At 42.5% G+C, this 15,126-nt stretch carries 16 protein-coding genes; 3 read left to right on the top strand and 13 right to left on the bottom strand.

Annotated elements, in window-relative coordinates; translation table 11 throughout:
* Window positions 1–127: 127 nt before the first annotated feature.
* Window positions 128–1,057, top strand: a complete 930-nt coding sequence (locus LCU_RS02275) for a YPYG domain-containing protein (RefSeq protein WP_056966228.1) — start codon at window positions 128–130, stop codon at window positions 1,055–1,057.
* A 188-nt stretch (window positions 1,058–1,245) separates the two neighbouring features.
* On the top strand, window positions 1,246–2,400 hold the full coding sequence (locus LCU_RS02270) for a tyrosine-type recombinase/integrase (protein ID WP_056966229.1): 1,155 nt from the start codon (window positions 1,246–1,248) through the stop codon (window positions 2,398–2,400).
* A gap of 85 nt (window positions 2,401–2,485) precedes the next feature.
* Here LCU_RS02270 and LCU_RS02265 read toward each other — a convergent pair whose 3' ends face one another.
* From LCU_RS02265 to LCU_RS02205, 13 genes are all read right to left on the bottom strand, one after another.
* Window positions 2,486–3,133, bottom strand: a complete 648-nt coding sequence (locus tag LCU_RS02265) for a DNA-processing protein DprA (RefSeq protein ID WP_235805399.1) — start codon at window positions 3,131–3,133, stop codon at window positions 2,486–2,488.
* 50 nt (window positions 3,134–3,183) lie between these two features.
* On the bottom strand, window positions 3,184–3,945 hold the full coding sequence (locus LCU_RS02260; protein ID WP_039099416.1) for a ribonuclease HII: 762 nt from the start codon (window positions 3,943–3,945) through the stop codon (window positions 3,184–3,186).
* Window positions 3,945–4,796: a ribosome biogenesis GTPase YlqF gene (gene ylqF, locus LCU_RS02255; protein ID WP_162145192.1), complete on the bottom strand. Its 852-nt coding sequence runs from the start codon at window positions 4,794–4,796 to the stop codon at window positions 3,945–3,947. Before ylqF ends, LCU_RS02260 begins: the two co-directional genes overlap by 1 nt.
* A gap of 244 nt (window positions 4,797–5,040) precedes the next feature.
* A complete protein-coding gene (gene lepB, locus LCU_RS02250) occupies window positions 5,041–5,595 on the bottom strand; it encodes a signal peptidase I (protein WP_004270310.1) in 555 nt (184 codons plus the stop codon).
* Window positions 5,595–5,819, bottom strand: a complete 225-nt coding sequence (locus LCU_RS02245; protein WP_004270292.1) for a YozE family protein — start codon at window positions 5,817–5,819, stop codon at window positions 5,595–5,597. The genes lepB and LCU_RS02245 overlap by 1 nt, the downstream gene beginning before the upstream one ends.
* A gap of 9 nt (window positions 5,820–5,828) precedes the next feature.
* Window positions 5,829–6,461: a YpmS family protein gene (locus tag LCU_RS02240; protein ID WP_004270315.1), complete on the bottom strand. Its 633-nt coding sequence runs from the start codon at window positions 6,459–6,461 to the stop codon at window positions 5,829–5,831.
* 14 nt (window positions 6,462–6,475) lie between these two features.
* Window positions 6,476–7,381 (bottom strand): SGNH/GDSL hydrolase family protein, encoded by a 906-nt coding sequence (locus tag LCU_RS02235; protein WP_065825696.1) that lies wholly within the window; start codon window positions 7,379–7,381, stop codon window positions 6,476–6,478.
* 94 nt (window positions 7,382–7,475) lie between these two features.
* Window positions 7,476–8,318 carry a DegV family protein gene (locus LCU_RS02230; RefSeq protein ID WP_056966233.1) on the bottom strand — a complete coding sequence of 281 codons (843 nt, stop codon included), beginning with the start codon at window positions 8,316–8,318 and terminating at the stop codon, window positions 7,476–7,478.
* Between the two features lie 200 nt (window positions 8,319–8,518).
* Window positions 8,519–9,013 carry a dihydrofolate reductase gene (locus tag LCU_RS02225; RefSeq protein ID WP_004270296.1) on the bottom strand — a complete coding sequence of 165 codons (495 nt, stop codon included), beginning with the start codon at window positions 9,011–9,013 and terminating at the stop codon, window positions 8,519–8,521.
* Between the two features lie 15 nt (window positions 9,014–9,028).
* Window positions 9,029–9,979 (bottom strand): thymidylate synthase, encoded by a 951-nt coding sequence (locus tag LCU_RS02220; RefSeq protein WP_056966235.1) that lies wholly within the window; start codon window positions 9,977–9,979, stop codon window positions 9,029–9,031.
* A gap of 380 nt (window positions 9,980–10,359) precedes the next feature.
* Window positions 10,360–12,243, bottom strand: a complete 1,884-nt coding sequence (locus LCU_RS02215; RefSeq protein ID WP_128486160.1) for an ABC-F family ATP-binding cassette domain-containing protein — start codon at window positions 12,241–12,243, stop codon at window positions 10,360–10,362.
* A gap of 142 nt (window positions 12,244–12,385) precedes the next feature.
* The gene (locus tag LCU_RS02210) at window positions 12,386–12,847 is read right to left on the bottom strand and encodes a hypothetical protein (RefSeq protein WP_004270303.1); all 462 of its coding nucleotides are present in this window, start codon (window positions 12,845–12,847) and stop codon (window positions 12,386–12,388) included.
* Between the two features lie 63 nt (window positions 12,848–12,910).
* Complete coding sequence (locus LCU_RS02205) at window positions 12,911–14,110, bottom strand: CCA tRNA nucleotidyltransferase (protein WP_054644422.1); 1,200 nt, start codon at window positions 14,108–14,110, stop codon at window positions 12,911–12,913.
* A gap of 147 nt (window positions 14,111–14,257) precedes the next feature.
* On the opposite strand from LCU_RS02205, the gene LCU_RS02200 reads away from it, so the two are divergent.
* A complete protein-coding gene (locus tag LCU_RS02200; protein WP_056966673.1) occupies window positions 14,258–15,115 on the top strand; it encodes a YitT family protein in 858 nt (285 codons plus the stop codon).
* The last annotated feature ends 11 nt before the right edge of the window (window positions 15,116–15,126 follow it).

Here is a 15,126-nt window from a genome sequence, read left to right as displayed (position 1 = left end):
CTTTGGTTGGGTGCGATTCCCAACTAGATAATTGCATTAAAAAAGCCCTAAAGAATCGTGGGGATTCAATAGGGCCTGTCTATTATTACTATGTCCAAATACATTCTATCATATCTGGAGGATTGAAATGAAACAAATTTGGAAATTTTTCATCGGGCTTGTAGTCGCAATTATCGTGATTAGTTTAGCTATGACCGTTGGAGCGGTCATTCTTTTGGGAGTGTCAATTTATTTTGGGGTTAAGTATTATCAAAAATACAAAGCTGATAAAAGCTCTGTAACACCTATTTTCAAGCAATGGTGGATTTATACCGGTGTTTTGTCATTACTACTATTATTAATTGGATTTGGATCAGGCTCAAATAAGGACAACAAGTCTACTAAGTTAACAGTAAACGAAACATTTGTTACTAACGATAAAGGCGTTGCGACGATTTCTGGTAAGACTTCCCCAGACTATGGCGTTAATATCGATAATGTCAAACAAACTGCTGCTGATTCTAACGGGAAATTTTCTTTTGAATATAACCTAAAAGGCAACAGCAAGAAAAGCCTTCGACTCGAAGTCAGCAAAGACTACGACGATAACACCAAAAAGAGCAAACTTATTTACGTAAAACCAAGTAAGAAATTTTTGGCCAATAGAGAAAGTTTAGCGCAAGAAAGCTCACGCGCTGCTGTAGCCTCTGAAAGTCAACGAAAAGCAGCGTCAGAATCATCTGAAAGCCAAAAAAAAGCCGAATCAGAAAAGGCTAAAGTTGAATCAGAACAAGCTAGCGATATTACTCGCCTGAATGAAAAACCAACAGACGAACAATCTGCAATTCTAACTCAGTTAGCAAATCAAACTTTTTCTAAAAAGTACCCTTATAAGGGAAGCAAGATTCACACAATTTTAGGGAATATTCAACCATGGACAAAAGACGGCAATGTTTGGTTCGCCAAATATGAAGCAACCATCGCAAACGCATTTAATGCTAAACGTGACGCTACTCTCGAAATTAGAATCACACCGCTGAGTCGTGATAGTGGTAATGTTTCATTTGAAGATTACTAGAATTATTTCAGTCACCGGTAAAGCCGGCTGTGAGTGCAAGGCTCACTGGCTGATTTGCAACAAAAAAGGCACACCCCTCTCCCGCCAAGAAGTAAGGTGTGTCTCTTATCTATAACGCCCCCTATTTAGGGTACGCTATTTGTATACTCTATTTTAACTAATAATCATAACTGGGACAAGGAGGAAAAATGACAAAATTAAATTATTCAAAAAAATATGATCATGTCTTTTCTTACGAGTCTAAAAAAGGTACCAAATATGGGTATCGATTCCCGTACTTCGATAATTTTCATCGACGAAAAGAAGCCAGCAAACGAGGGTTCGATTCTGAAAAATCTGCTAACCACGCACTTTTAAAAATTCAATTAGATATATCAAATCAAAATTTTACAAAACTGGATACATCTAAAATGACTGTACAACAGTGGGCAACGCAATGGATGGAATCTAAGCAAGGAGAATGGCGTGAAACAACAAGGCGTGGGACTATGAATATAGTAAATAAATACGTAATTCCGCTACTTGGGAAACAAGATCTAAAGTCCTTGAACAAAGCTAAATACGTCTCTCTATTTATCAATCCGCTTAGAGAGAACTTCCACCTTGCACCGACTTCAATCCAATCTTACCACAAGAAAGTTATGGCTTTGATGAACGCTGCTGTTGAAAATGAATTTTTAGACAAAAACAAACTTAATAATATACATTTTGACATCAATATAGATCGTCGACCCTTCTCAGAAAAAGATTTGCAAGTTTTTAACCGCGAACTTAACAATACGACTTTAGATGCCAAAGTATTTTTTTATATCTTGGAATTAACCGGTATGCGCAAGGGAGAATGTCTAGCGTTGACGTGGAATGATATATATTTTGAAAATAACAACATAAGCATCAGCAAGACTCGTGGTGATTACGGTATTGGCAAACCGAAGACGAAAGCGAGCATAAGAGATATTTTAGTTTCTGGCGAGCTTATTGATCTCCTTAAAAAGTATAAAATACACCAAAAGAAAAAATGTTTAAGATTGGGCATCCCTTTTGAAGAAGACAGCTTAGTAATAACTAATTATTACAACCGACCCTTTTCTCCAAGCGGCTGCGGTGCGCGACTAAACACAATCTTAAAACGTTGCAACATCGACCCCAAAAAGTACGTCATACACTCCTTGCGCCATACACACGCAACATATCTATTGACGAATGGCATGGATTTAGAGTCCGTAGCTAAAAGGCTTGGCCACGGGTCATCAAGAACAACGCAACTGCACTATAGCCATGTGCTTAACGATTATGATAAGCGGAATGTGAATGTTATCAGCAATTTGATAAAAATCGTTTAGGTTTATACAAAAATGCTATGTGGTAATTTATGTGGTAACTTTTAAAGATAAGCGCTAGTCGATTAAGTACCAACGGCTTTCGGGATTACATCACTTCCCGGGCTGGGAAGTGGTGCTTCTTAGCCGTTACGTCCAAACCGTATTCTGATATCAATAACCCTTTTTCAGCGACCGCCTGTTGCAAGTGTTCGTTTTGTGGTGGGTAATAACAATTCAAGCCCGTTCCAATCACGCCAATCGGTCGTAACCCTTTTTGGAGTGCAACTTCATGCGCCATCGCATCCGCCCCTTGAGCTAAACCACTGATAATCGTCGTTGTTTGTGGTAATCCCAATAAATGCTGCAGGGCTTGCTTAGTATACTCCGTGGCTTGCCGCGCACCAACCACCGCAACACATGGCTGTTTCAAAACACTTAAATCGCCGCGATAAAATAAAACTGTTGGCGGACAATGGGTTTCTAACAACCGTTGCGGATAATCTGCTTCTAGAATCGTCAGATACTGAACATAACGTTCATGCGTGGCACACTTCTGTTGCAGAGCTAGACTGTCAAAACTAGTCTGAAAGGTCAGCCAATATCGCTCCGGTAAACACGCAATCTGCGCAATCTCCAATGCCGATAAAGCCCAATTGTGACTCGTTACTAACCATGCGGCTAAGCGTAATTCACTGATGGGGCCAAACCCATCTGCCAGGTGTACTTTCAATAATAATTGCTTTTTAGTCAACACAAAAAAACAGCTCCTTTACGTTTATCTTCGTAAAGGAGCTGTTTTATTTTCTATAGGGCGTCTTTAACGGGCGAAAAACTGCGGCGGTGAATTGGCGTAACACCGAATTCAGCTAAACCAGCGAGATGTTTCGCTGTCCCGTAACCCATATTATTAGCAAGATCGTAACCCGGATACTGTTGATCATAATTAATCATCAATTGATCCCGAATCACTTTAGCCACAATACTGGCTGAGGCGATACTAATACTGCGCGCATCCCCCTTAATCAATTTTTCTTGTGGGATGTCTGTCGGCACGGTCATTGCGTCCACCAATAGGTAATCGGGGTGTTCTGCTAAACCAGCGACAGCTTCGCCCATCGCCAGTTCCGTAGCGTGATAGATATTCTCTTGGTCGATCCGTGGTGCATCGGCAATCCCAATGCTGACACTGATGGCTTGTGCCATGATACCGCGATACAGTTCTTGTTTCACCTTAAACGAAAGCTGTTTAGAGTCGTTGACTTGCCATAGGTCAAAATCATGTGGCAAAATGACGGCCGCTGTCACAACTGGACCCGCTAATGGGCCGCGCCCAACTTCATCAATTCCAGCAATCAAGGGATAATCTGGCCATAAACTTTCTTCTAGCTGGCGTCGTTCGATAAACGCCGCTTTTTGCGCCGCTAACTTAGCCATCCGCTTGTCATATTGAACGAGTAACTTCTGCACGCCAGCACGCGCATCACTGCGTAAGAGCGCCACTTCTTCCTCTGAAATGTCGTCTAATAAGCGTGCCTTAATGGCAGCAATTGATTCTGGTTTGGTCATTAGTGCGCCTCCACAGGAACGATATCGAGTGTAAAGCGCCCTAACTTACCCTTACGCGCGTCCGTGATGAATTTCATACAGAAGCGATCGTAGTCTTCTTTAAAACCTAGTCGTTTGGTCAATGCCATGATTAAATCAGGCGCTGGCATTTCAAGTTCAGCCGGCGTCACATGGTATTCTTTTACCAATTGTTGCGGATAGAAATCCTTGAAATAATCGAGAGCATACACCACAACATCATCCGGGTGATAAATTGCATCCGAAATCGCACCAGTTAAGGCCAACTTATTGCCGACAGCTGGATCTTCGAATTTAGGCCATAAAACCCCTGGTGTATCTAACAATTCGAGTGATTGGCCCGCTTTTAACCATTGTTGATTCTTGGTTACACCGGGTCGATTACCTGTTACCGCAATGTTTTTTTGCACCAAGCGATTCAAAATCGTTGATTTACCAACGTTAGGAACCCCAACACACATTGCACGGATCACCGGATTAAGAATCCCTTTTGCCCGTTTTTTAGCAAGTTTGTCTGCCAAAATTTCTTGTGCTACTTTTTCGATTTGCGGTAATTTTGATTTATGTTGCGCATCAAGCGCGATTGCTGTAATCCCCCGTTTTTTAAATGTTTCAATCCATTGTTGTGTGCGTTTGGCATCTGCCATATCCGCTTTGTTCATAATCAAGAGCGTCGGTTTGTTTTGACCAAGTTCTGCAATCATCGGATTAATGGAAGATTCTGGAACCCGTGCATCCACGATTTCGAGAATCAAATCGACTGCTTTGAGCCGTTCTTTAATTTGTTTTTGGGCCTTTGCCATATGGCCTGGATACCATTGAATTGTCATAATAACTCCTTTATTGCTAGTTAAGCGATATACATCATTCTTAATATTTGTCACTGATTGTATTATTCTTAATTCTATCATACCTGATGTCTGGCTGACGGGTTAAATTTAATTCCGGACTACAACATCCACCAATTAAGCGTATCATTTTTTCAATTAAGCATCATATTCAGTACATTTCATACGATCATTAGCACTCGATAATCAAAAAAGCTGACACACTCTAGAGTATGTCAGCTTTTAATTATTATTTTAAAGATTGTATATCTTTAATCGGCCAGTAGACCGCCACTGCTCGGCCTAATATTGTATCGCGGTGGATCGTACCAAACAAGCGGCTATCTTTGCTGATCTGGCGATTGTCACCCAATACAAAGTACTCATCTTTTGGAATCTGCTTTTCGCCGATTAAGGTTTTTAATTCAAAATCTGATGTTAAAATCCCTGGTTTCTTTTTGGCCTGATTCAAGAATGGTTCGTCGACATGCCGTCCATTGATGTACAGCTGGTCATTGCGGTATGCAACGGTTTCACCTGGCAGACCAATCACCCGTTTCACATAAGTTGTTTGATCAGCTCGGGTGAAGACAACAACATCAAAGCGCTTGATGGGCCCACTAGTGCGTAATAAGAGTTGGTCCGCTGACTCAAGCGTCGGGGCCATCGATTGCCCTGACACCGATGCGGGGACCAGAATGAACGACCGTAACACAATCGCTACCGTCCCAGCCAGTAAAAATGCGAGAAGCCAATAGCCGGTAATGGCCCATCCCCGCCACAATTTCTGCTTCGGGGAAGTCATTAGGCTTGTTCGCTTTCCTGATAGGCTTCATACGCCTCATCAAAAATCGTCATACTCGGGAGGTAGCTGCCATTAAGTTCCAAATAGCGCGTTAATGTTTCATAATCGCCGCTTTGTTTAGGGAAAGATTGGTCAAAAAAGGCATTGTTGGCAAATTGGGGAACTGGTTCATAATTATTCGGATCACGTTGGGTCATGAGGTAACGATAAAAACTCTGCTTCATCTGAACACCTTATTTCTTATTTTTTAGCGGGATATAGACGTTTAAATCAATCTTATCATTCTTCAAATCGATATGTTTAGCAGTTACTTGCATCCCGTTTTCGAGCTTGAACTCATTTAGGCGTAATGTAATCCGGCTCTTGTGTGCATCCAAAATAACCCATTTGGGGAATTTGTATTGACGCTTGATGTAATTAAAGACAAACGACATGGGCACCTTCAATTGTCCGACTGCTAATTGTTTGGCGCGTAATTGTACGTCGCCATTTTCTAAAACGTACGGTTCAAAAAAGAGGTTGAATTCGACCGGAAACCCTAAGAACTTGAATTGACCAGATAAAATCGCCTGCTGATCCAGGGTGAGTTGGTATTTAATCTTTGAATCTTCCAAGTAGTTTTGTAAATAATAGGTGACTAAACTATTGATTTGTCTCTTATGCATCTGAATTTCAAAAGTGCTATCAGCTTTGATGATTTTCTCAGTTTTAATCATTTCAGTCTTAGGGGCTGTCACGTTGTAGCCGACAAGACCAACTGTCCCGATCACGACTGCTAATAAGACGATGAAACTGTATTTCCAATAATTGATGGTCCGTTTAGTTGTTGTTTTCTGTGCTGCTTGATGTGCTTGTCTGGTTGTCATAACCTATCCTTTCTCTAATCCCACGTTTGCTTGTGTGCTTTCATCACTTGCCAAAAGGCCTTTGTGACCCATTGATAACCTTTATGATTGGGATGGAAATGATCATCTGGACTGATATAGGGGTTCAAATGCTCGTTAGCCGCTAATGTTTTTTGCAACTGTGCACTATCCATTTTAGCGAGCGATTTAGTCTGTTTGACAAAATGCCCATCGCCCCGTGTCAACATCCGATCACTATTGACATAATACGTATCTTTGAAATCATTAGCAACCGTTTTGGCGGTCTGATTCCACTCAGCAACCGCCTTTGACATCCCAGTGATTTCAGGGAAATAGACATAAAACGGATTGTAGACCCCCATGATGAAAATTGGGGCATCAGGATTATATTTTCTAATTTGCATCATCAGCGTGGTTAAATTCGCTTGATATTTTTGCTGACCAGTCGTAATCCGACGTTGATTCAGCTCAAAAAAATTATTCTGTAAAACTGCCATTAGGTCGTTGCCCCCAACAGTTAGCGTCACAATATCAGCTTTTGCCAATTGCTGCTGTAGCGGCTTTTGTTTCTGCACGCGTTTAGTAATCTGTACACTGGTATCGCCCGTCACACCGAAATTGGCGGTCTTGACGGGATGCTTGGTTGCTTGCTGAATCTGATTGGCAACTAATGACACATAGCCTTCTTTGTTGGTCTCATCACCAACACCATGCGTCAATGAATCGCCAATCGCAACCAACTGCAACGTCTTTTTTGGTTTTGGTTTTGATTTGATCACTTTATCCGCTGAAGACGTTGATGTTACCGTCTTAGGCGCTTGGTTGGGCCGTGGCGTTAATAGTTGCCAGATAATAAAGACCACTAAAATCGCACCAGCAAATAAGCCTAAATCAATTAAAATCTGTCGTGCTTTCTTCAAACGTGACACCTCGGTTATTTCTAGATAATAGTTAAGGCTGGGACAATTAAATGTCAACCAGCCTTAGTGTGTTAATGCATTAATTGTAATCTTGTTAATCCTCTGTGTAGTACATAACGGCAAATGCGCCTGCACCCGCATGCGTTGCAATCACTGGATCAGTTGTCCGGACAAGAATTTCGATGTTTGGGAATACTACTTGCAATTGTGCTTTAATTTTTTCGCTCAATTCTAGCCCATCCGCATGTGAAATCCCGATTGCCCGAATCTTTAAGTCGCGCATATCAGCTTCCATTTCATCGATGAATTTCGTAATGGTCTTCATCCCCCGGCCTTTGCGTAACACTTTTAATTCGCTATCAGCCACTTCAAGGATCACCTTGATATTTAATAAACTTGAAATCACACCAGCCGCATGACTCAACCGGCCCCCCTTAACGAGGTTGGTTAGATCAGTCACACCCATGTATAACTTCGTATGATCGTGTACGTTTTGAATGGCTGCTAAAGCATCATCCATGCTACCGCCGTTTTCAATGACTTCTGCCGCTTTTAACACTTGGAATGCCATTGCACGGTCGGTAAAGTCGCTATCGACAACTGTTACATCTGCTTTCGCCATCTCGCCGGCTTGGCGGGCTGTATCAACAGTGCCACTAATTGCTCGTAGCATGTGAATTGATAAAATCTGGCTGCCATCAGCCGCTAATTGTTCATACGTTTCGACAAAATTCCCGATTGCGGGTTGACTCGTCTTAGGTAAGGTACTCGCACTTGCCATTTCAGTCATAAATTGATCGCGGGTAATGGTTTCACCATCGATATACACCGTATTGTCAATCATAATCGTCAACGGAATAACCGTAATATGATGTTCTTTAATTTCTTCAGGAGTGAGTTGGATGGATGAATCCGTTACAATTTTAATATTAGCCACTATTACTTCAGCCACGCTTTCTATCTTGAAATCTGGGCAATAAACGGCCCCGTGATTTCTATGATTATGTCTATTGACAGTATATCAAACAATCACGCTTTTTTCACCAAAAGTTACTGATTAAAAAAAAAGCCAGTTGTCACTTTTGTAGCAAGCAAAAAGGCGGTTACATCGCTGCGACCGCCCTTAATTGAATCTTTCTAACGGCGTTGATAGATTTCAAACGTATGCGCATAGCGATTACGTTCGTCCACCACACCAGGTGTTTGACTGATCAATTCGAACTGATCCATCGCTAATTTTGGCATATAAACGTTGCCTTCAAACGATTCAGCAATTTTTGTAACGTACAGATAATCGACATCATCGGCGTACATTGCAAAAATATCGGCACCACCAATGATAAAAATCTTTTTCATCGGGTTGGCTTGCTCATATTTAAGCAGTTCCGCTTTGGTGTGCATCACAAACACCCCATCAGCCACAGCTAAATCCGGTTGTCGCGTAATCACAATGTTTTGGCGTCCAGGTAAGGGTTGGACGGGTAAACTATCATACGTTTTCCGGCCCATTACCACCACTTCATGAACCGTTTCGTGTTTAAAATTGGCAAGATCGTTGGGTAATGACCATGGTAAGTGACCATTTTGACCGATTAACCCATTTTGATCTTCAGCCCATAAGAATGCTAACATTGGCGCTCCTCCTCATTAAACCGCAACGGGTGCTTTAATTGCGGGTTCTGCTTCATAGTTTTCAAGTTTAATATCGGCGACATCAAAATCAAAGATGCTTGTTTTATCTGGATTGAGCCACAATTTTGGTGCGGCATGAATTGGGCGTTGAAGCTGTGTCTTCACCTGTTCAATATGATTACTGTAAATATGGGCATCACCCAACGTATGGATGAATTCACCGACTTCAAGGCCGGTTTCATGCGCAATCAAATGTGTCAATAATGCGTAGCTCGCAATGTTAAATGGTACGCCAAGGAAAACATCCCCGCTGCGTTGATACAATTGGCACGATAACCGTCCGTCATTAACGTAGAACTGGAACATCGTATGACAAGGCGGCAACACCATACTTGGCACGTCTTCTGGATTCCAAGCTGAGACAATTAAGCGCCGTGAATCGGGATTGGTTTTAATTTGTTCAATCACGTTTTTAATCTGATCGATTGTGTCCCCAGAACGGGTTTGCCAAGCACGCCATTGTTTACCATAGATATCGCCCAGTTCACCATATTGTTTGGCAAAGGCTTCATCGTCTAAAATCCGTTCGTTAAACTGTTGCATTTGGTCGCGATAAACAGTATTGAAGGCCGCATCAGTTTGGGCACGATGACCAAAATCTGTCATATCCGGGCCTGTGTAATCGGCACTTTGAACGTAACGTTCAAACGCCCATTCATCCCAAATATGATTATTGTGTTGTAGTAAGTAACGAATATTGGAATCACCTTTTAAAAACCACAATAACTCACTTTTAATTAACCCGAATGGCACTTTTTTGGTGGTTAATAAAGGAAACCCTTCGTTTAAATCAAAGCGCATTTGATAGCCAAACAGACTATAGGTGCCAGTGTTGGTACGATCTTCTTTATAATGACCCGTTTCTAAAATGGTACGTTCTAAATCTAAGTAGGTTTGCTCAGACATGATGTGGATTCCTTTCTTTAACGTGCTTTTCAAGCTAACTTTCTGCACTTAGCGACGTATGCCAAATAATCGACTTTGTCGCTTATTCGTCACACTAAGCTAATGCTTAAAAGTTGAACAAGCTTGAACGCACTTCTTTTAACGTGCTTTTTGAAACTGGCGCTTGCGCTTAACGACATTTGTCAAATCAGCGATTACATCGCTAATTCGCCAAATTAAGTTAATGCTCAGCGTCAAACCGTTTCAAACGCACTCAGTTTTTTAACGTGCTTTTAAAACCATGTTCTTGCGTTTAGCTACACAAGTCAAACGATTGCTTTCAGCAATCATTCGCCTTGTTAGGCTAGTGCTCGGAATATACCCGGTTTGAACGCACTCATTTAGTTTGCGTATTCACTTAAGTATTCCCAGCGGGTCATTTTTTCGTCTAGTTGTTGGTTAAGTTGATCCATTTGGGCCTGCCACTCTGCTAATTTACCATAGTCCGCGCCGTTTGCGTTCATTTCTGCTTTGATGGTTTCAATCTGTTCGTCCAATTGTTCCATGTCGGCTTCGATGTGTTCGTATTCCTTTTGTTCGGCGTATGTTAATTTCTGCTTGGTCTTTGCAACTGGTGCTTCTTCAACCGATGCTGTCGCTGCTTTAGGCGCTGACTTAGTTGGTGTTGCTTTTTGTTTTGCCAAGTAATCGCTGAACAGGCCAACTTCGGTGCTAATCTTGCCGGCCCCTTCAAAAATCAAGAGTTTGTCGGCAACTTGATCGAGGAAGTAACGGTCATGCGAAACTGTGATCACAGTCCCGTTAAAGTTTTCCAAGTAATTTTCCAGAATCGTCAACGTGCCAATATCTAAATCGTTAGTTGGTTCATCCAGTAATAAGACGTTTGGTTGTTGCATCAAAATTTTCAACAAGTACAAGCGGCGTTTTTCACCACCAGAAAGTTTGCCAATCAATGTGCCGTGCATTTGACGGCTGAATAGGAATTGTTCTAACAATTGTGTGACACTGATCCGGTCCCCATTTTTACCAATGACTTCTTCGCCGGCTTCTTGCAAGTATGCAATCACTCGTTTGTTAGGATCTAAGTCTTCATTTTGTTGCGTATAGTAGCCGAGGTTGACGGTTTCGCCGACAATTAACTCGCCACTATCAAGTGGGAGGCGTTCAGCCAACACGTTTAACAGTGATGATTTACCGGCCCCGTTGACGCCACTAATCCCAATCCGATCATTCGCTTGAACTAGAATACTAAAGTCATCCAAAATCTGACGATCGCCGAGTTTTAAACTGGCGTTCTTTAATTCGAGTACTTTTTTACCTAACCGCGATTGCCCCATCTGAATATCGACTTCCGAATCGTCTGGTCCAGTGGTTAAATTCGCCTTTAAGTCATTGAAGCGATTAATCCGCGCTTGTTGCTTGGTTGTTCGTGCCTTAGCACCCGCGCGCATCCACGTTAATTCTTGCTTGTAGAGTTGTTGTTGCTTATGGGCAGCTTGTTGTTCACGTTCCAAGCGATCAGCTTTTTGGGTTAAAAATTGTTCATAGTTACCGTTATATGAATAGAGTTGACCACCGTCGAGTTCAAAAATTTGGTTCGCAACACGATCCAAGAAGTAGCGATCATGCGTGACAATTAAAAGCGCGCCTTGATATTGTGCTAAGCGTTTTTCAAGCCATTCAATGGAATCAAAATCCAAGTGGTTCGTTGGTTCGTCCAAAATCAATAAGTCTGGGCTTTCAATTAAGGCTTGTGCCAACCCAACCCGTTTTTGTTGGCCCCCAGATAATGTATTAATCGGTTGATCCAAATCCGTTAGATGTAATTGCGTCAAAATCGTCTTGATATCCGTATCAACCGTCCAAGCATCTTGTTGCGTCATTTGCGCATCAGCTTGTTCGTATTGCGTCTGTAACTTCGAATTAGTGGGATCTTGCGTATATGCCGCCAAGACGCGTTCATAGTTTTGAATCGTCTTGAAAACCGGATTATCGCCGGCAAAAATCGCCGCCATAATACTTAAGTTCGTATCAAAGCTTGGTTTCTGGGCTAAATAACTCATCGCGTATTGGTTAGGCGTTTCAACCTGCCCGCTATCGTATGAATCCGTGCCGGTAATCGCGTTGAGTAACGTCGTTTTCCCGGTCCCATTAATGCCGACTAAACCAATGCGGTCCCCTTCACGGATTAAAAATGAAATGTCTTCAAAAAGCGTTTTTTCGCCGTAAGTCTTCGTTAAATGCGTTGCTGTCAATGTTTGCAATATAGTCACCTTTTTACTTTCGTTACCATCAATCATAGCGAATAATCAGACGACTGACAATCAAAATGACAAAAAGAATGTCGTAAACTGTAAACAAATAAAAAAGCCCCTGACAACGATCAATATTGTCAGGAGCTAACGTTTAAATTTCAGGGTACATATCTGCAATTGTGTGTTCTGCATCAATCACAATGTACAACCGACCATTTTTTTGTGAGATTTGGCTACTTTGATAAATATTATCTAAGCCACTATTATCTTTATTCTTGAATGGGAAATAAATTTGCATTGGTGCGCGGTCTTGATCATCTTCAAAGATTAAATCGAGTTTTTCGATGTCTTGATACTTCGTTGCACGACCGAACATCCCCATTTCAAGAGAACCGGTGTTGATGTCTTCGGACTTCACATGATCCGCTTCAGGTAAGATTTCGGCTTTGAAACTCTTGCAAGGGTGAATCTCTTGCATTGGGCCACCATTAATGCGACCATAACTGGTGGTAACACGGCTAATCCAAATATCATTTAATTCTTTGTGGCTGACGGTCCAAGCGTCACCATTTCTAAAATAAAATTTCAATTCCTTAAAAACATGTTGTGTCATCAATTGTCACCCTTTCTGAATGTGCTTACATGGTTATTTTAACACACCTTCTGAGGGAATGGCTTAGTTTTGTGCAGCCGATTGCAATAATTGGGCTTGATCGTTTGGTAATTGATCTAACACCACGGCTTTTTCGAGTTGCGCCAACATTTTTCCTAGTTGCGGACCAGGTTGATACCCATTTTGCATTAAGACTTGTCCATTGATGGCGAGTTCCGCCTTTTGCTTGATTTGCAGTGCCGCATACTTTGCTTGCCACTGATCAACTGCGACTGATTCGTTGGTCATTAATTGGGCAACAATTAACGTGATGTCTAATACATGTTGCCCCGCTTGATAAAGGGCCCACTGATCGGCTGATTGGTCTAAAATGGCTGGCAATAATCCCAAACCTGCTTTAACCGCATCGATCACATCGTTAGCACTCTTCCAGCGTTTCAATAATTTGCCGGCGGCGGCGGGGGTTTTACCCAATAATGCATTGACTAGTAGCCAAGCCGTATCTTCATCATGAATCTGTTGCGCTGGTAATGCCGCTAATTTGGTCAGTCCCGCTGCTTCAGTCGCGAACGCTGGACAATATTGATACAACCCGGTTTTTAAAAAGGTTTGTAACCCATTTTGCCGCTGAATCCCTTGTAGCAACTTCACAAATTCGACATGAATGCGTTCCACCGCAATTTTCGTTAATAGTTCAGCATGTTTGGCAATCGCAGTTTGTGTTTCTGGTGTAACTGCAAAGCCGAGTTGACTTTCAAAACGGACGGCACGCATCATACGGAGTGCATCTTCGTGGAAACGTTCGTCGGCTTTGCCCACCGCTCTGATTTGTTGCGCTTTTAGATCGGTCAGGCCATCGAATAAATCAATAATTTCACCATCAGCGCGCATCGCAAGCGCATTAATCGTGAAATCCCGCCGTTGTAAATCTTCGTCTAACGACCGCACAAACGTCACTGAATCAGGCCGTCTAAAATCTTGATAGCCACTTTCCGTTCTAAAAGTGGTCACTTCATAGCCAGTCCCATGATCAAGAATCATCACAGTCCCGTGCTGGATTCCGGTATCGACCGTTCGTTTAAAAATTTGCTTCACTTCTGCTGGATACGCCGACGTTGCGATATCAACGTCGTGAATCGGCAAGCCTAATAAATAATCGCGGACACTGCCGCCGACGAAATAGGCTTCAAAACCCGCCGCTTCAATTTGTTTTAAGATTGGTAGGGCCGCTTCAAATTCCGGCGCAAAGGTGGTTACTTTCATGGCTATCCCTCTTATCTAACAATTAACTGTTTCTGATGCTATTTATCATACCACAATCAAGGACCCCACTTCAGCCACCAAAGTGGTTCCAACTGTTTTTAACCCCCATTCCGTGCTATATTTGAGTTATGTAAAGGGGGCGTTGACATGACGAAACAACATACTTGGCAAACGACTAGTCGTGATTTAGCGGTGATTGCGCTGGGCTGTGCGATCTACGCGTTTGGGCTAGTGACCATCAACATTCAAAATCACCTGGCTGAAGGTGGCTTAACCGGGATTACCTTGATTTTACGGTATTGGTTGCATATCGACCCGGCGTATTCAACGGCTTTGTTAAATATCCCGCTAATTATTCTAGGCTATCGTTACCTCGGTAAACGCGCACTCGCCTACACGATTTACGGAACGGCGATGATGTCCGTTTTTCTATGGATTTGGCAACGTGTCCCCATCACAATTGATTTAAACCACGATATTTTAATCGCCGCTATTCTAGCCGGTTTATGTAGTGGCTTCGGCAGTGGGATTATCTACCGCTTCGGTGGCACAACTGGTGGCACCGACGTCATTGCCCGCATTATCGAAAAAGAAAAAGGGATGCCAATGGGCCGCTCCCTCCTTCTTTTTGACGTCGTAGTCTTAACACTCTCACTCAGTTACCTCGATATCGAACATATGATGTATACCTTAATTGCGTCTTACGTCTTCTCCCGGATTGTGAACTTCACACTCGAGGGTGCTTACGCCGCCAAAGGGCTACTCGTAATCAGTGACCACGCGCAAGCAATTGCCGATGACATTCTGGCCGATATGGAACGCGGCGTGACGTTTCTACAGGCCACAGGCGCTTATGCCCATCAAGACCGACCAATGCTGTACTGTGTCGTCAGTCCAAGTGAAATCGCCTATCTTAAACGGTTGATTAACCAACATGACCCGCACGCATTCGTTTCCATTATTGATGTGCACGAAGCACTCGGGGAAGGCTTTACGTACGACTAATCAATAAAAAC

Origin of the sequence: Latilactobacillus curvatus JCM 1096 = DSM 20019, from assembly GCF_004101845.1 — a bacterium.
Taxonomy (GTDB): domain Bacteria; phylum Bacillota; class Bacilli; order Lactobacillales; family Lactobacillaceae; genus Latilactobacillus; species Latilactobacillus curvatus.
The sequence above is the reverse complement of the archived record's forward strand: the minus strand, read 5'-3'. Positions and strand labels throughout refer to the sequence as shown.